Here is a 17170-nt window from a genome sequence, read left to right as displayed (position 1 = left end):
CTAAAGCACTAGGTCTTATAGTTGACTTAAATGCTCGGGAATTGCATACTCCCGCCCATTCCGAACTCCGTGGTAACTGTCCATGCGACTGACTACAAAAGGCCGATACGCCGTGACCGCCATGCTTGACCTGGCGTTGCACGCGCAGCACGGGCCGGTGTCTCTGGCCGATATCTCCGAGCGCCAAGGCATCTCGCTGTCCTACCTCGAGCAGCTGTTCGCCAAGCTGCGCCGCAGCAACCTGGTTTCCAGCGTTCGCGGTCCGGGTGGTGGCTACCAGTTGTCCCGCGACATGCAGGGCATCCAGGTCGCCCAGGTGATCGATGCGGTGAACGAATCGGTCGATGCCACCAAGTGCCAGGGCCAGGGCGATTGCCATTCCGGTGATACCTGCCTGACCCATCATCTGTGGTGCGACTTGAGCCTGCAGATTCACGAATTTCTGAGCGGTATCAGCTTGGCCGACCTTGTGACTCGCCGTGAGGTACAAGAAGTGGCCCAGCGTCAGGACCAGCGCCGTTGCAGCAGCAAGGCGCCACGCCTGGACAAGATTGAAGCGTCCGCCGTCGAATGACAGCCGAAGAGCTACCCGCGGCACGCCAGCCCTGATTTAGGAGATAGTCCATGAAATTGCCGATTTACCTTGATTACTCTGCAACCACCCCGGTTGATCCGCGCGTTGCGCAGAAAATGAGTGAATGCCTGCTGGTCGACGGAAACTTCGGTAACCCGGCGTCCCGCTCCCACGTGTTCGGCTGGAAGGCTGAAGAGTCCGTCGAAAACGCCCGTCGTCAGGTGGCCGATCTGGTCAACGCCGACCCGCGTGAAATCGTCTGGACCTCCGGTGCCACCGAATCCGACAACCTGGCGATCAAGGGCGCGGCACATTTCTACGCCTCCAAGGGCAAGCACCTGATCACCAGCAAGATCGAGCACAAGGCTGTCCTCGACACCATGCGCCAGCTGGAGCGTGAAGGCTTCGAAGTGACTTACCTCGAGCCGACCGAAGACGGTCTGATCACCCCGGCAATGATTGACGCCGCACTGCGCGAAGACACCATTCTGGTGTCGGTGATGCACGTCAACAACGAAATCGGCACCATCAACGACATCGCTGCCATCGGCGAGATGCTGCGCGCCAAAGGCGTGCTGTTCCATGTCGACGCGGCTCAGTCCACTGGCAAGGTCGAGATCGACCTGCAGAAGCTGAAAGTCGACATGATGTCGTTCTCCGCCCACAAGACTTATGGCCCTAAAGGCATCGGCGCGCTGTACGTCAGCCGCAAGCCGCGTGTGCGCATCGAAGCGACCATGCACGGCGGCGGTCACGAGCGCGGCATGCGTTCCGGCACCCTGGCGACCCACCAGATCGTCGGCATGGGCGAAGCGTTCCGCGTAGCCAAGGAAGACATGGCTGCCGAAAACGTGCGCATCAAAGCCTTGAGCGATCGCTTCTACAAGCAGGTCGAGCACCTGGAAGAGCTGTACGTCAACGGCAGCCTGACCGCCCGCGTTCCGCACAACCTGAACCTGAGCTTCAACTACGTTGAAGGCGAGTCGCTGATCATGGCGCTCAAGGATCTGGCGGTATCGTCCGGTTCGGCCTGCACCTCGGCGTCGCTGGAGCCTTCGTACGTACTGCGCGCCCTGGGCCGCAACGACGAACTGGCACACAGCTCGATCCGCTTTACCTTCGGCCGTTTCACCACCGAAGAAGAAATCGACTACGCCGCGCAGAAAGTCTGCGAGGCCGTTACCAAGCTGCGCGCTCTGTCGCCGCTGTGGGACATGTACAAAGACGGCGTCGATATATCGAAAATCGAGTGGGCGGCACACTAACTATAGAAGCCGCCGGATACAGATCCTGTAGCGACGCGGCGTTAACGCAGCGCAGTTGCAGGGTCTCAAGAGCGGCCCTGATGAGTGAGGATTGAGAATCATGGCTTACAGCGAAAAGGTCATCGACCACTACGAAAACCCGCGCAACGTCGGCAAGATGAACGCGGAAGATCCTGATGTCGGCACCGGCATGGTCGGCGCTCCGGCGTGCGGCGACGTGATGCGTCTGCAGATCAAGGTCAACGATCAGGGCGTTATCGAAGACGCCAAGTTCAAGACCTACGGTTGCGGTTCGGCAATCGCCTCTAGCTCCCTCGCTACCGAGTGGATGAAGGGCAAGACTCTGGACGAAGCCGAAACCATCAAGAACACTCAGCTGGCCGAAGAACTGGCTTTGCCGCCAGTGAAAATCCACTGCTCCGTGCTCGCAGAAGACGCTATCAAAGCGGCTGTTCGCGACTACAAGCAGAAGAAAGGCTTGATCTGAATTTCAAGATTCGGCGACGAGTAAGGAGTCAACGATGGCTATCAGCATGACAGAAGCGGCTGCTCGACACGTGCGGCGCTCCCTCGACGGGCGCGGCAAAGGTGAAGGGATTCGTCTGGGTGTTCGCACCACAGGCTGTTCCGGCCTTGCGTACGTGCTGGAGTTTGTCGACGAGGTAGTGGCGGAGGATCAGGTGTTCGAGAGTCACGGCGAAAAGGTGATCATCGACCCGAAAAGCCTGGCCTACCTGGATGGCACCGAGCTCGACTTCGTCAAGGAAGGGTTGAACGAAGGCTTCAAGTTCAACAACCCCAACGTGCGCGGTGAATGTGGCTGCGGCGAAAGCTTCAACATCTGAGGCTGGTCGTGGGTATTCCTTGTCATTTCGCTTTATTCGAGCTGCAACCGAGCTTCCGCCTGGATCTCGAGCAGTTGGCCACGCGCTACCGTGAGTTGGCGCGCGGCGTCCATCCTGACCGTTTTGCCGATGCATCCGAACGCGAGCAGCGCTCGGCGCTCGAGCAATCGGCGCGGCTCAACGACGCGTACCAGACGCTCAAGAGCCCGGCCCAGCGCGCACGCTACCTGCTGAAAATCAGCGGGCACGAAGTGCCGATGGAAGTCACTGTCCACGATCCCGAATTCCTTCTGCAGCAGATGCAATGGCGCGAAGAGCTCGAAGATCTGCAGGACAGTGCCGACCTCGACGGTGTCGCGGTATTCAAGCGTCGCTTGAAGGCGGCTCAGGAACAGCTCAACGAAAGCTTCGCAGCCTGTTGGGATGATGCAGCGCAACGCGAGCAGGCCGAACGCCTGATGCGGCGCATGCAGTTCCTCGACAAGCTCACCTACGAAGTGCGCCAGCTGGAAGAGCGCCTCGACGATTAATCCAGTGCTGCCCTGATTGCACGCTGACAGACAGACAAGACCTGATCACCATGGCTCTACTGCAGATCGCCGAACCCGGCCAAAGTCCTCAACCGCACCAGCGTCGTCTGGCTGTGGGCATCGACTTGGGTACTACAAATTCGCTGGTCGCTGCGCTGCGCAGTGGTCTTTCCGAACCGCTGGCCGACGCCAACGGGCAGGTCATCCTGCCGTCCGCCGTGCGTTATCACGCCGACCGCGTCGAAGTCGGTGAGTCCGCCAAGCTGGCAGCAGCCTCCGATCCCCTGAACACCGTGCTCTCGGTCAAGCGCTTGATGGGTCGTGGTCTGTCCGACGTCAAGCAATTGGGCGAACAACTGCCGTACCGCTTTGTCGGTGGCGAATCGCACATGCCGTTCATCGACACCGTGCAAGGCCCGAAAAGCCCGGTTGAAGTCTCCGCCGATATCCTCAAGGTCCTGCGTCAGCGCGCTGAGGCGACCTTGGGTGGCGAACTGGTTGGCGCGGTGATCACCGTTCCTGCCTACTTCGACGATGCGCAGCGTCAGGCCACCAAAGATGCGGCCAAGCTCGCCGGTCTGAACGTGTTGCGTCTGCTCAATGAGCCGACCGCTGCTGCTGTGGCGTATGGTCTGGATCAACACGCTGAAGGTCTGGTGGCGATCTACGACCTGGGTGGCGGCACTTTCGATATTTCCATTCTGCGTCTGACTGGCGGCGTTTTCGAGGTTCTGGCCACCGGCGGCGACAGTGCGCTGGGCGGCGATGACTTCGATCACGCGATTGCCGGCTGGATCATCGAGAGCGCTGGCCTCTCTGCCGATCTCGACCCGGGCGCGCAACGCAATCTGCTGCAAACCGCCTGCGCGGCCAAAGAGGCCCTGACCGATGCGGCCAGTGTGGAAGTGGCTTACGGCGACTGGAAAGCACAGCTGACCCGCGAAGCCTTCGATGCGCTGATCGAGCCGATGGTCGCGCGCAGCCTGAAAGCCTGCCGCCGCGCCGTTCGCGATTCCGGTATTGAACTGGAAGACGTCCACGCTGTGGTCATGGTCGGCGGTTCGACCCGCGTGCCACGTGTTCGTGAAGCCGTTGCCGAAGCCTTCGGTCGTCAGCCATTGACGGAAATCGACCCGGATCAAGTGGTGGCCATCGGGGCCGCGATCCAGGCTGATACGCTGGCTGGCAACAAACGCGATGGCGGCGAACTGCTGCTGCTCGACGTGATTCCGCTGTCCCTTGGTTTGGAAACCATGGGCGGTCTGATGGAAAAGGTGATTCCGCGCAACACCACCATCCCCGTCGCCCGCGCCCAGGACTTCACCACCTATAAAGACGGCCAGTCGGCCATGGCGATCCACGTCTTGCAGGGTGAGCGCGAGCTGATCAGCGATTGCCGCTCTCTGGCGCGCTTTGAATTGCGCGGCATTCCGGCAATGGTGGCCGGTGCAGCGAAAATTCGCGTGACCTTCCAGGTCGACGCCGACGGTCTGCTCAGCGTGTCTGCCCGTGAGTTGGGTTCGGGCGTTGAAGCGAGCATTCAGGTCAAACCTTCCTATGGTCTGACCGATGGCGAAATCGCCAAGATGCTCAAGGATTCGTTCCAGCACGCCAATGACGACAAGGTCGCCCGCGTTCTGCGTGAGCAGCAAGTCGATGCCCAGCGCCTGCTCGAAGCGGTGCAGGGCGCGCTGGAGGCCGATGGCGAGCGTCTGCTCGACGCCGAAGAGCGCATGGTCATCGAACTGCAAATGCAGGAACTGGCCGAACTGATGAAAGGTACCGATGGTTACGCCATCGAGCAGCAGACCAAACGTCTGTCGCAAGTGACCGATGCTTTTGCTGCCCGCCGCATGGATCTGACGGTGAAAGCCGCTCTGTCGGGGCGCAACCTGAATGAAATCGAGGATATCTGATGCCGCAGGTCATTTTTCTGCCCCACGAGAAGTTCTGCCCTGAAGGCATGGTGGTCGAGGCTGCGCCCGGCACATCGATTCTCGAACTGGCCCACGAACACCATATCGAGATGGAAAGCGCGTGCGGCGGCGTCTGCGCCTGCACCACGTGCCACTGCATCATCCGCGAGGGTTTCGACTCGCTGGAAGAGGCCGACGAGCTGGAAGAGGACTTCCTCGACCGTGCCTGGGGCCTGGAAGCGCAATCGCGTCTGGCTTGCCAGGCCATCGTCGGTGAGGAAGACCTCACCGTCGAGATTCCGAAATATTCGCTTAACCATGCGGCCGAAGCGCCGCACTGACTGGTAAGACTGTCATGAGCTACGGTTGGAATGATGTTCAACGCATTGCAGAAGAGCTGGCCGAGGCCCATGAGGGACTCGACCCGTATTCTGTAGGTTTTGTCCGTTTGCAGCAGATGATTCTTGAACTGCCTGACTTCGATGCTACTTCTGGCCGGGTCGGCGAGAAGGTGCTCGAAGCGGTTCAGGAGCTCTGGGCCGCAGAATTGGACTGATCGTCTCGCAGGTTAGGCAATACCCAAGAACCCGCGTATAATTCGCGGGTTTAATTTTTCGCAAATTACCGTTTCTGGAGTTACACCATGGCTGTTCAACGTACTTTCTCCATCATCAAGCCTGACGCCGTTGCTAAAAACGTGATCGGCAAGATCACCACTCGCTTCGAAGACGCTGGCCTGCGCGTTGTAGCTTCGAAACTGAAGCAACTGTCCAAAGCCGAAGCCGAAGGCTTCTACGCTGAGCACAGCGAGCGCGGTTTCTTCGGTGACCTGGTTGCTTTCATGACTTCCGGTCCGGTTGTCGTTCAGGTTCTGGAAGGCGAAAACGCTATCGCTCGCAACCGTGAGCTGATGGGCGCTACCAACCCTAAAGAAGCTGCTGCCGGCACCATCCGTGCTGACTTCGCTGAATCGATCGACGCCAACGCCGTTCACGGTTCGGACTCCGAAGCTGCTGCCGCTCGCGAAATCGCTTACTTCTTCGCAGCTACTGAAGTAACCACTCGCTAAGCATTGCTTGCAGAGTGAAGGTGAATCCATGACTACATCGACTGTTAAAACAAACCTGCTGGGTCTGACCCAGCCGGAAATGGAAAAATTCTTCGACTCAATCGGGGAGAAGCGTTTCCGTGCCGGTCAGGTAATGAAATGGATTCACCACTTTGGCGTCGATGATTTCGACGCCATGACGAACGTCAGCAAAGCCTTGCGCGACAAGCTCAAGGCCATTGCTGAAGTACGTGGTCCGGAAGTGGTCAGCGAGGACATCTCCAGCGACGGCACCCGTAAATGGGTGGTGCGCGTGGCGTCCGGCAGCTGCGTCGAGACCGTGTACATTCCCCAGGGCAAGCGCGGCACTCTGTGCGTTTCGTCCCAGGCAGGCTGTGCCCTGGATTGCAGTTTCTGCTCCACCGGCAAGCAAGGCTTCAACAGCAACCTCACCGCCGCCGAAGTCATCGGTCAGGTGTGGATTGCCAACAAATCTTTCGGCAGCGTCCCGGCCACCGTCGACCGCGCCATCACCAACGTGGTGATGATGGGCATGGGCGAGCCGTTGCTGAACTTCGACAACGTCGTCGCCGCCATGCATCTGATGATGGATGACCTCGGCTACGGGATCTCCAAGCGCCGTGTGACCCTGTCCACCTCGGGCGTGGTGCCGATGATCGATGAGCTGGCCAAGCACATCGACGTGTCCCTGGCGTTGTCCCTGCACGCATCGAATGACGCATTGCGTAACCAATTGGTGCCGATCAACAAGAAATATCCGCTTAAGATGCTGCTCGAGTCGTGCCAGCGCTACATGTCCGCCCTTGGCGAGAAACGTGTGCTGACCATCGAGTACACCTTGCTCAAGGACGTCAACGACAAGCTTGAGCACGCGGTGGAAATGATCGAGTTGCTTAAAGATATCCCGTGCAAGATCAACCTGATCCCGTTCAACCCGTTCCCGCACTCCGGGTACGAGCGGCCGAGCAACAATGCCATCCGCCGCTTCCAGGATCAGTTGCATCAGGCCGGTTTCAACGTCACCGTGCGCACCACCCGTGGTGAAGACATCGATGCCGCATGTGGTCAATTGGTAGGGCAGGTGCTGGATCGCACCCGTCGCAGCGAACGTTACATCGCCGTGCGCGAGTTGAGCGCCGACAGCGATCTGGCACAGAACGCCGCGAACACTAACTAAGAGAGGATCTCTATGTCCCTGCGCTTTGCGCTGCTGTTGCTGTTGGCCAGCCTGTGTGCTGGTTGTGTCCTGTCGGGTGACTACAACCCGATGAAGACCAGCAAGGGCCGCGATGAAGCGCGGGCTGCCTACGTGCAGCTGGGGCTGGGCTATCTGCAGCAAGGCATGACCGAGCGCGCCAAGGTGCCATTGAAGAAAGCGCTGGAGCTGGACGGTTCCGACCCCGACGCCAATGCGGCCCTCGGTCTGGTGTTCCAGGCGGAAATGGAGCCGGCACTGGCCGACGAGCACTTTCGCAAGGCCCTGTCCTCACGTCCCGCCGATGCGCGCATCCTCAACAACTACGGCAGTTTCCTCTACGAAGAACAGCGCTACAAGGAAGCCTACGAGCGTTTTGAACAAGCGGCCGCCGATACCCTGTATCCTGAGCGCTCGCGGGTCTTCGAAAATCTCGGCATGACCGCCGCCAAGCTTGGCCAGCGTGATCTGGCCCAGCAACAGCTGGAAAAAGCCCTGCGCCTGAATCGCCAACAACCACGCGCATTGCTGGAAATGGCTGAGTTGTCCTTCGAAGACAGGCATTATGTGCCCGCGCGTGACTATTACGACCGTTTCAGCCAGCTCACCGAACAAAATGCACGTAGTCTATTGCTCGGCGTTCGGCTGGCAAAAGTGTTTGAAGATCGCGACAAGGCAGCCAGTTACGGTCTGCAATTAAAACGACTCTATCCCGGTACGCCGGAATATCAGCAATACCTGTCGGAGCAATGATGAAAGCGGCGCATCCCGAAGTTGTAGCAGCGAATCGCGTAAATCCCGGTGAGACCCTGCGCCAGGCCCGCGAAAGCAATGGCTGGTCGCTGGCCGAAGTGGCCCTCAAGCTCAACCTCACCGTGACATCCCTGAGCAATCTTGAAGCCGGCGCTTTCGACAAGCTGCCGGGGCATACCTTCGCTCGCGGTTACATTCGCGCCTATGCCAAATTGCTCGGCATGGACCAGACCGTTCTGGTTCAGCAATTCGACCAGTCCACTGGCACCGACTCCCAGGGCAGCAACGTTCACGCCCTCGGTCGTATCGAAGAGCCGGTGCGGGTTTCCCACACCATTTTGCGTATCGTCAGCCTGTTGCTGCTGATCGCGGTCATCGGCGGCGGATTCGTCTGGTGGCAGGATCAAACCTCGCAGCGCACCCGCGATCTGACCAGCCTCGCGCCGGAGCACGTCGAAGTCGAAGGCGCTGATGGCACCACGCAGATCCACCCGATCGACGAGCCGGAAGACCAGGCTGTCGCCGAAAATCAGGCTGACAATTCGACATCGCTGGCCTTGCCGCAGTCGGAAACCAGTGCTGAATCCACCGGCGCCGAATCTGCTGCGCCAGCAGCCGAGCCGGCTGCCCCGGCAGTTGCGCCAAGCGCACCGGCACAGACGCCTGCGCCAGTGGTGGCGGCTCCGGCCACTCCAGCGCCGAATGTCCCAGCGACACCTGCCCCGACCGCTCCGGTTGCTCAAGCGCCAAGCGCTGAAGCAGCTGCTCCGGTTGCCGGCGAAGGCCAGGTGCAATTGCAGTTCACCGGCGATTGCTGGGCACAGGTGACCGATGGCCGTGGCAAAGTGATTTTCAGTGGTCTGAAGCATAAAGGCGACAGCGTGAGCGTTTCCGGCAAACCGCCGCTCAATGTGCGTCTGGGCGTTGCCCGCGCAGCACAGGTCAGCTACAACGGCCAACCGGTCGACATCGCTCCGTTCACCAGTGGCGAGACTGCTCGCCTGAAGTTGGGTCAATAAGTCATGCACGGCGAATCTCCAATCAAACGTCGCGAATCGCGCAAGATCTGGGTCGGCAACGTACCGGTGGGCGGCGACGCGCCGATCGCTGTGCAGAGCATGACCAACAGCGATACCAATGATGTCGCTGCGACCGTGGCGCAGATCAATCGTCTGGAAGCCGCCGGCGTCGACATCGTTCGCGTCTCGGTGCCGGACATGGACGCCGCCGAGGCGTTCGGCAAGATCAAGCAACTGGTCAAAGTGCCGTTGGTGGCTGACATCCACTTCGACTACAAAATCGCCTTGCGCGTGGCCGAACTGGGTGTGGACTGCCTGCGCATCAACCCGGGCAACATCGGTCGCGAAGACCGCGTGCGTGCCGTGGTCGATGCTGCCCGTGATCGCGGCATTCCGATCCGCATCGGCGTCAACGCCGGTTCGCTGGAAAAAGACCTGCAAAAGAAATACGGCGAGCCGACCCCGGCGGCGCTGGTCGAATCCGCGCTGCGCCACGTTGAACACCTCGAACGCCTGAATTTCCAGGACTTCAAGGTCAGCGTGAAAGCCTCTGACGTGTTCATGGCCGTCGAAGCCTACCGCTTGCTGGCGAAAGAAATCGTTCAGCCGCTGCACTTGGGCATCACCGAAGCTGGTGGTTTGCGTTCGGGCACGGTGAAATCCGCCGTGGGCCTAGGTATGCTGCTCGCCGAAGGGATTGGCGATACTATCCGCATCTCGCTGGCGGCCGACCCGGTCGAGGAAGTGAAGGTCGGTTACGACATTCTCAAGTCTTTGCATCTGCGTTCCCGTGGCATCAACTTCATCGCCTGCCCGAGCTGCTCGCGGCAGAACTTCGATGTGGTGAAAACCATGAACGAGCTGGAAGGGCGCCTTGAAGACCTGCTGGTGCCGCTGGATGTCGCGGTCATCGGTTGCGTGGTCAACGGCCCTGGCGAAGCCAAGGAAGCCCATATCGGCTTGACCGGCGGCACGCCCAACCTGATTTACATCGACGGCAAGCCGTCGCAGAAGCTGACGAATGACAATCTGGTGGACGAGCTGGAAAAGCTGATCCGCCAGAAAGCGGCCGAAAAGGTCGAAGCTGACGCTGCCGTTATCGCGCGCGGCTGATCGAACGAATTAAGGAAATTTTGTGAGCAAGTCTCTGCAAGCCATTCGTGGCATGAACGACATCCTGCCCGAACAGACCCCGCTGTGGCGTTATTTCGAAGGCACTGTGGCGCGTCTGCTGGATAACTACGGTTACAAGCAGATCCGCATGCCGATCGTCGAGTTCACCGAGCTGTTCAAGCGCTCGATCGGCGAAGTCACCGATATCGTCGAAAAAGAGATGTACACCTTCGAAGACCGCAACGGCGACTCGCTGACCCTGCGTCCGGAAGGCACTGCGGCCTGCGTGCGCGCAGTGCTCGAACACGGCATCACTGGCGGCGGTCAGGTGCAGAAACTCTGGTACATCGGCCCGATGTTCCGCCACGAGCGTCCGCAGAAAGGCCGTTATCGTCAGTTTCACCAGATCGGTCTGGAGGTGTTCAACCTCGACGGTCCGGACATCGACGCCGAACTGATCATCATGACCTGGCGCCTGTGGGGCGAGCTGGGCATTCGCGATGCGGTCAAGCTCGAACTCAACAGCCTCGGCACCAGCGAATCCCGTGGTCGCTATCGTGAAGCGCTGGTCGAGTACCTCTCGGCGCACCACGACAAGCTCGATGAAGACAGCCAGCGTCGTCTGAAAACCAACCCGCTGCGCGTGCTCGACACGAAAAATGCCGACACTCAGGCCGTTCTGGTCGATGCGCCGAAAATGGCCGATTACCTCGACGACGAGTCCCGCGCTCACTTCGAGGGCCTGAAGGCGCGTCTGGATGCCGTCGGCATTCCTTACGTGCTCAACCCGAAACTGGTGCGCGGCCTCGATTACTACAGCAAAACCGTTTTCGAATGGGTCACCGACAAGCTCGGCGCCCAGGGCACCGTGTGCGCGGGCGGCCGTTACGACGGTCTGGTCGAGCAGATGGGCGGCAAGCCAACCCCGGGTGTCGGTTTCGCCATGGGCATCGAGCGTCTGGTGTTGATGCTCGAAACCCTTGAGCAGATCCCGCAGGAAATTTCCCGTCAGGTCGACGTCTACCTCTGCGCCTTCGGTGAAGAAGCCGAGCTGGCCGGTCTGGCCCTGGCCGAACGGGTTCGCGATGAACTTCCAAACCTGCGCCTGCAAGTCAATGCCGGCGCCGGCAGTTTCAAAAGCCAGTTCAAGAAGGCCGACAAGAGCGGTGCACTGTACGCATTGATCCTCGGTGACGACGAAATGGCCCAGCAAGTGGTAGGTTTCAAACCCCTGCGTGGCCAGGGCGAACAACAAAGCATTGCCTGGGATGCGCTCGCCGCTCACCTGGCCACCTGCGTCGTGCAGGGTTGAAGCTGTCTTAACAGCCGATTTAGCGATTAAGGAGTATTGGGGTGTCGAGTACCGAAGACGAACAGTTGGCGGATTTGAAGGACTGGTGGACACGCAACGGCAAACCTCTGGTCACCGGCGGCCTGTTGGCGCTGGTCATCGTGTTCGGCTGGCAGGCATATCACAAATACCAGAGCAACCAGTCGCAAGGCGCCTCGGTGCTCTATCAGCAATTGCTGGAAACCACGCTGACGCCTGACGGCAAGCCTGATGCCGCCCGCGTTGCGGATCTGGCCGGCAAGCTCAACAGCGAATACGGCGGTTCGGCCTACGCGCAATACGGCAGCCTGTTCGTCGCCAAAGTGGCGGTCGACAGCGGCAAGCTGGACGACGCGGCAACCGAACTCAAAGCCATCGTCGACAAGCCGGCCAACCCGGCGCTGGGCGAAATCGCCCGTCAGCGTCTGGCGCAGGTGCTGGGCGCGCAGGACAAGGCCGAAGACGCCCTGAAACTGCTCGACGGCGATGCCGACAAAGCGTTCCTGGCCACTCGCGAAGAACTCAAGGGCGACCTGCTGGTGCGCTTGGGCCGTACCGATGACGCGAACAAGGCGTATCAAAAAGCCAAGGCGGCACTGTCGGATGAAGCGGCGGTCGGTGGCCTTCAAATCAAGCTCGACGACCTGGCCAAAGGGGATGCGTGACGTGATCCGTTGGAAGCATGCAGCATTGCTGGCTCTGGCCCTTCTGGCCGCGGGTTGCAGCAGCAACAGCAAGAAAGAATTGCCACCGGCCGAACTGACCGACTTCAAAGAAGAAGTGGTTCTGCAGAAGCAGTGGAGCCGCTCGATCGGTGACGGTCAGGGCGAAACCTACAACATGCTGGTGCCGGCGATCGACGGTGACACCATCTACGCCGCCGATGTTACCGGTGTCGTAATGGCCATGGATCGCAGCAATGGCGACGTGAAGTGGGACCAGGATCTGGAACTGCCTGTCTCCGGCGCCGTTGGCGTGGGTTACGGTCTGGTACTGATCGGTACCCTGCGTGGCGAAGTCGTCGCTCTGGACACCAGCAACGGTGAAGAGAAGTGGCGTGCCCGCGTCAACAGTGAAGTCCTCGCGCCGCCGGCCAACAATGGCGACGTGGTCGTTGTGCAGACCCAGGACGATCGTCTGATCGGTCTGGACGCTGCCACCGGCAACCAGCGCTGGGTGTATGACAGCACCCCGGCGGTCCTGACCCTGCGTGGCACCAGTGCTCCGCTGGTCACCAACCGCCTGGCGGTAGCTGGCCTGTCGACCGGTAAAGTGGTCGCGCTGGACATCTCCAACGGCGTGCCGGTGTGGGAACAACGCATCGCCATTCCACAGGGTCGTTCGGAACTGGAGCGCGTGGTCGACATCGACGGCGGTCTGCTGCTGTCCGGCGGCACTCTGTACGTGGCCAGCTATCAGGGTCGCGTTGCGGCACTGGACCTGGAAAGCGGTCGTCAACTGTGGCAGCGCGATGCGTCGAGCTACGCCGGTATCGCTCAGGGTTTCGGCAGCGTCTACGTGAGCCTGTCCTCGGGCACCGTTGAAGGCGTCGACGAGCGTTCCACCACCGCACTGTGGAGCAACGACTCGCTGGCTCGCCGTCAACTGTCGGCACCGGAAGTGTTCTCCAGCTACGTAGCTGTGGGTGACCTGGAAGGTTATCTGCATCTGCTGAGTCAGGTCGACGGTCGTTTCGTCGGCCGTGAGCGCATCGACAGCGACGGCCTGCGTGCCCGTCCGCTGGTGGTGGGCGACACGATTTATGTGTATGGCAACAGCGGCAAACTGGAAGCCCTGACCATCAAGTAACAACTATGCTTGGGGTTCATCCCCAAGCGGCCCTGCATCAGCAGGGTTTGCAGCGCCCCCGGGTGTTGCCCCGAGCACCAGCCGCTGCCTCGCAGCGGCTTTTGTATTTTCTGAAATAACGAAGTGGAGAGCCGCATGGTTCCCGTAATCGCCCTGGTGGGCCGACCGAACGTCGGCAAGTCCACCTTGTTCAACCGCCTGACCAGGACGCGTGACGCCATCGTCGGCGACCTGTCCGGTCTGACCCGTGATCGCCAGTACGGTGAGGCCAAGTGGCAAGGGCGTTCCTACATTCTGATCGACACCGGCGGTATCTCCGGTGACGAACATGGTATGGACGAAAAAATGGCCGAGCAGTCGCTGCTGGCCATCGAAGAAGCCGATGTGGTGCTGTTTCTGGTAGATGCCAAGGCCGGTTTTACCGCTGCCGACCAGATGATCGCCGAGCATTTGCGCAAACGTAACAAGCGTTCCCACGTGGTCGCCAACAAGGTCGACAACATCGACCCGGAAATGGCCCGCGCCGAATTCGCCCCGCTGGGCATGGGCCACGCGATCCCGATCGCCGGCGCCCACGGCCGTGGCATCACGCAATTGCTGGAAGCCGCTCTGAGCGAATTCCCGCGCGATGATGACGAGCCGGCTGAAGGCGAAGAGGAAGAAGTCGTTGCCGAAGGCGAGGAAGCCAAGCGTATTCCTGGTCCGAGCGAAAAAGACGGGATCAAGATTGCCATCATCGGTCGTCCGAACGTCGGCAAGTCGACCCTGGTCAACCGCATGCTCGGTGAAGACCGGGTCATCGTGTATGACCAGCCGGGCACCACCCGCGACAGCATCTACATTCCGTTCGAGCGCAATGAAGAGAAGTACACGCTGATCGACACCGCCGGTGTGCGCAAGCGCGGCAAGATCCACGAAGAAGTCGAAAAATTCTCCGTGGTCAAAACCCTGCAGGCGATCAAAGACGCCAACGTGGTGATCTTCGTGATGGACGCCCGCGAGGGTGTGGTCGATCACGACCTGAACCTGCTGGGCTTCGCGATCGAATCCGGTCGTGCGCTGGTCATCGCGATCAACAAGTGGGACGGCATGACGCCGAGCGAACGCGACTTCGTCAAAGTCGAGCTGCAACGCCGGCTGTTCTTCGTCGACTACGCCGACATTCACTTCATCTCGGCCCTGCACGGCACGGGCGTGGGCAACCTCTACGCTTCGGTGCAGAACTCGTTCAAGTCCGCGGTTACCCGCTGGCCTACCAACCGCCTCACCCAGATTCTCGAAGATGCGGTGGGCGAGCACGCGCCACCGATGGTCAACAACCGCCGGATCAAGCTGCGTTACGCTCACTTGGGTGGTGCGAACCCGCCGATCATCGTGATCCACGGTAACCAGATCGAGAAAGTGCCGAAGTCGTATGTGCGCTATCTGGAGAACACTTACCGTCGTGTGCTGAAGCTGGTTGGTACGCCGATCCGCATCGAGTTCAAGGGCGGCGAGAACCCGTACGAAGGCAACAAGAACACGCTGACCGACCGCCAGGTCAACAAGAAGCGTCGCTTGATGTCGCACAACAAGAAAGCCAGCAAGAAGCGCCGCGACAAGAAGTGATCCGAGGCCCTGCACAATTTTGTGTGGGGCTTTCGTGGTGAGGGGATTGGGTTTGTTCAATGAGAGAAGGGCGCCGTTTGGCGCCCTTTTTTTATGGGCGCCGGATGGGCTATCCTCGGGCTCTCCCGCGCCGTCGTCAGAGCCGGGTGTTGAGCAGAGAACCCCCGATGATCACCAGCAAGCTGCCGAATGTCGGCATCACTATTTTCACGCAGATGTCTCAGCTCGCGGCGCAGACCGGCGCGATCAACCTGTCCCAGGGTTTCCCGGATTTCGACGGCCCGCAGTCGTTGCGTGATGCGGTCGGGCGGCATATCGCCAGTGGCCATAACCAGTATTCACCAATGACCGGATTGCCGGCGTTGCGTCAGCAGATCGCGGCCAAGATCACCCGCAGCTACGGCGTGACTGTCGATGCCGATCACGAAGTGACGGTAACGCCCGGCGCGACTCAGGCGATCTTCTGCGCGATTCAGGCCGTTATCCACAGCGGCGACGAAGTCATCGTCTTCGATCCGTGCTACGACAGCTATGCACCGGCAACGGAGCTGGCGGGTGGTCGTTGCGTGCATGTACAACTGAATCCGGTCGATTTCGCCATCGACTTCGACCAGCTCGCCGCGGCCCTGAGCCCGCGGACGAAAATGATCGTCATCAACACCCCGCATAACCCCAGCGGCGCATTGATCAGCCGCGCCGAGCTCGATCAACTGGCGGCGTTGATCCGTGATCGCGACATCTATCTGATCAGCGACGAAGTCTACGAACACCTGGTCTTCGACGGCGTGCCGCATGTCAGCGTGCTGGCCCATGAAGAGCTGTATCAGCGCGCGTTCGTGGTCAGCTCGTTCGGCAAGACGTACCACGTCACCGGCTGGAAAACCGGCTACGTCGTCGCCCCGCCAGCGCTGACGGCCGAGCTGCGCAAGGTCCATCAGTACGTCAGTTTCTGTGGCGTCACGCCGCTGCAGTACGCGCTGGCCGATTACATGGCCGAGCACCCGGAGCACGTTGATGAGCTGCCGGGTTTCTATCAGACCAAGCGCGATCTGTTCTGCGATCTGCTCGCGCCGTCGCGCTTCAGTTTTACCCGGGTCACCGGCACCTATTTCCAATTGGTCGATTATTTGCAGATCCGTCCGGATCTCAATGATGTCGACATGGCCATGTGGATGACCCGCGAGCACGGTGTCGCGAGCATTCCGGTGTCGGTGTTCTACCAGAATCCACCGCAAGGCCAGCGCCTGATACGCCTGTGCTTTGCCAAACGCGAGGAGACGCTGCGTGAAGCGGCGGCGAAACTATGCGTGATCTGAGTGCATTGCCAGACCTGACCCTGGCGCTGATCCAGACCAGCCTGGCGTGGCACGACCGCCAGGCCAACCTCGAGCATTTCGAGCTGCTGCTGGAACAGGCCCGTGGCGCCGATCTGATCATCCTGCCGGAGATGTTCACCACCGGATTCTCGATGGAATCGGAAACCCTCGCCGAAGCCGAAAACGGCCCGACCAGCAAATGGCTGCGGGCGCAGGCGGCGAAGTTCGATGCGGTCATCACTGGCAGCGTGATCATTCAGGCGGCCGACGGCAGCCATCGCAACCGCTTGCTCTGGGCGCGGCCAGACGGCGAAGTGCTGCATTACGACAAGCGGCACCTGTTCCGCATGGCCGGCGAGCACAACCATTACACGCCCGGCGAGCGGCAGGTGCAGTTCGAGCTCAAGGGTTGGCGGATTCGTCCGCTGATCTGCTACGACCTGCGCTTCCCGGTGTGGAGCAGGGACGCGCAGGACACCGATCTGCTGCTGTACACCGCCAATTGGCCGGGCGCACGGCGTCTGCACTGGAACCGCCTGCTGCCGGCACGAGCGATTGAAAATCTCTGTTACGTGGCAGCGGTAAACCGGGTGGGCAGCGACGGCAAAGGCTTCGCCTATACCGGCGACAGTCAGGTGCTGGATTTCCAGGGCGAGACGTTGCTGGCGGCGGGGGAGGCGGATGGCGTGTTCAAGGTAATTGTGGAAGCGGCGCCGTTGGCGGCGTATCGCGAGCGCTTTCCGGCGAATCTGGATGCCGACACGTTTGAGTTCACCTGATACTCCCAGCGCCTGTCAGGACGCCTTCGCGAGCAGGCTCGCTCCCACA

Annotated in this window: 19 protein-coding genes; all 19 read left to right on the top strand. The window is 60.4% G+C overall.

Going from position 1 to position 17170, the window contains the following annotated elements:
- Window positions 1-82 precede the first annotated feature (82 nt).
- The 19 genes from iscR to HU724_RS22900 all read left to right on the top strand — a co-directional run bounded on the left by iscR (window position 83) and on the right by HU724_RS22900 (window position 17121).
- The gene (iscR, locus tag HU724_RS22990; protein WP_016773323.1) at window positions 83-574 is read left to right on the top strand and encodes a Fe-S cluster assembly transcriptional regulator IscR; all 492 of its coding nucleotides are present in this window, start codon (window positions 83-85) and stop codon (window positions 572-574) included.
- A 50-nt stretch (window positions 575-624) separates the two neighbouring features.
- Window positions 625-1839, top strand: coding sequence for an IscS subfamily cysteine desulfurase (locus tag HU724_RS22985; RefSeq protein ID WP_016773324.1), 1215 nt, complete (start codon window positions 625-627; stop codon window positions 1837-1839).
- A gap of 100 nt (window positions 1840-1939) precedes the next feature.
- Complete coding sequence (gene iscU, locus HU724_RS22980; protein ID WP_003227907.1) at window positions 1940-2326, top strand: Fe-S cluster assembly scaffold IscU; 387 nt, start codon at window positions 1940-1942, stop codon at window positions 2324-2326.
- Window positions 2327-2360: 34 nt separating this feature from the next.
- Window positions 2361-2684, top strand: a complete 324-nt coding sequence (iscA, locus tag HU724_RS22975) for an iron-sulfur cluster assembly protein IscA (protein WP_003227904.1) — start codon at window positions 2361-2363, stop codon at window positions 2682-2684.
- Window positions 2685-2692: 8 nt separating this feature from the next.
- Window positions 2693-3214, top strand: coding sequence for a co-chaperone HscB (gene hscB / locus HU724_RS22970; RefSeq protein ID WP_016773325.1), 522 nt, complete (start codon window positions 2693-2695; stop codon window positions 3212-3214).
- A gap of 50 nt (window positions 3215-3264) precedes the next feature.
- Entirely contained in the window at window positions 3265-5130 is a 1866-nt protein-coding gene (gene hscA / locus HU724_RS22965; RefSeq protein ID WP_073473310.1) for a Fe-S protein assembly chaperone HscA, read from the top strand.
- Entirely contained in the window at window positions 5130-5471 is a 342-nt protein-coding gene (gene fdx / locus HU724_RS22960) for an ISC system 2Fe-2S type ferredoxin (protein ID WP_016773327.1), read from the top strand. Before hscA ends, fdx begins: the two co-directional genes overlap by 1 nt.
- 14 nt (window positions 5472-5485) lie before the next feature.
- Window positions 5486-5686, top strand: a complete 201-nt coding sequence (gene iscX / locus HU724_RS22955; protein ID WP_016773328.1) for a Fe-S cluster assembly protein IscX — start codon at window positions 5486-5488, stop codon at window positions 5684-5686.
- Between the two features lie 87 nt (window positions 5687-5773).
- The gene (ndk, locus tag HU724_RS22950) at window positions 5774-6199 is read left to right on the top strand and encodes a nucleoside-diphosphate kinase (RefSeq protein ID WP_024014216.1); all 426 of its coding nucleotides are present in this window, start codon (window positions 5774-5776) and stop codon (window positions 6197-6199) included.
- A 28-nt stretch (window positions 6200-6227) separates the two neighbouring features.
- Window positions 6228-7376 carry a dual-specificity RNA methyltransferase RlmN gene (gene rlmN, locus HU724_RS22945; protein ID WP_186569503.1) on the top strand — a complete coding sequence of 383 codons (1149 nt, stop codon included), beginning with the start codon at window positions 6228-6230 and terminating at the stop codon, window positions 7374-7376.
- Between the two features lie 12 nt (window positions 7377-7388).
- Entirely contained in the window at window positions 7389-8147 is a 759-nt protein-coding gene (gene pilW, locus HU724_RS22940; protein ID WP_016773330.1) for a type IV pilus biogenesis/stability protein PilW, read from the top strand.
- Window positions 8147-9166, top strand: coding sequence for a RodZ domain-containing protein (locus HU724_RS22935; RefSeq protein ID WP_024014213.1), 1020 nt, complete (start codon window positions 8147-8149; stop codon window positions 9164-9166). Before pilW ends, HU724_RS22935 begins: the two co-directional genes overlap by 1 nt.
- Window positions 9167-9169: 3 nt before the next feature.
- The gene (ispG, locus tag HU724_RS22930; protein ID WP_016773332.1) at window positions 9170-10279 is read left to right on the top strand and encodes a flavodoxin-dependent (E)-4-hydroxy-3-methylbut-2-enyl-diphosphate synthase; all 1110 of its coding nucleotides are present in this window, start codon (window positions 9170-9172) and stop codon (window positions 10277-10279) included.
- Between the two features lie 22 nt (window positions 10280-10301).
- Window positions 10302-11591: a histidine--tRNA ligase gene (gene hisS / locus HU724_RS22925; protein WP_024014212.1), complete on the top strand. Its 1290-nt coding sequence runs from the start codon at window positions 10302-10304 to the stop codon at window positions 11589-11591.
- A gap of 41 nt (window positions 11592-11632) precedes the next feature.
- Entirely contained in the window at window positions 11633-12274 is a 642-nt protein-coding gene (locus HU724_RS22920; protein WP_016773334.1) for a tetratricopeptide repeat protein, read from the top strand.
- On the top strand, window positions 12267-13418 hold the full coding sequence (gene bamB / locus HU724_RS22915; protein WP_051600540.1) for an outer membrane protein assembly factor BamB: 1152 nt from the start codon (window positions 12267-12269) through the stop codon (window positions 13416-13418). Before HU724_RS22920 ends, bamB begins: the two co-directional genes overlap by 8 nt.
- Before the next feature lie 135 nt (window positions 13419-13553).
- Window positions 13554-15026 carry a ribosome biogenesis GTPase Der gene (gene der, locus HU724_RS22910; protein WP_024014210.1) on the top strand — a complete coding sequence of 491 codons (1473 nt, stop codon included), beginning with the start codon at window positions 13554-13556 and terminating at the stop codon, window positions 15024-15026.
- 167 nt (window positions 15027-15193) lie between these two features.
- Complete coding sequence (locus tag HU724_RS22905; RefSeq protein WP_186569502.1) at window positions 15194-16342, top strand: pyridoxal phosphate-dependent aminotransferase; 1149 nt, start codon at window positions 15194-15196, stop codon at window positions 16340-16342.
- On the top strand, window positions 16330-17121 hold the full coding sequence (locus tag HU724_RS22900; protein WP_122507799.1) for an amidohydrolase: 792 nt from the start codon (window positions 16330-16332) through the stop codon (window positions 17119-17121). Before HU724_RS22905 ends, HU724_RS22900 begins: the two co-directional genes overlap by 13 nt.
- Window positions 17122-17170: the final 49 nt, after the last annotated feature.

The organism is Pseudomonas iranensis (assembly GCF_014268585.2).
GTDB classification, from domain to species: domain Bacteria; phylum Pseudomonadota; class Gammaproteobacteria; order Pseudomonadales; family Pseudomonadaceae; genus Aquipseudomonas; species Aquipseudomonas iranensis.
Note: the sequence above shows the minus strand (reverse complement) of the source record. Positions and strands in the feature narration are given on the sequence as shown.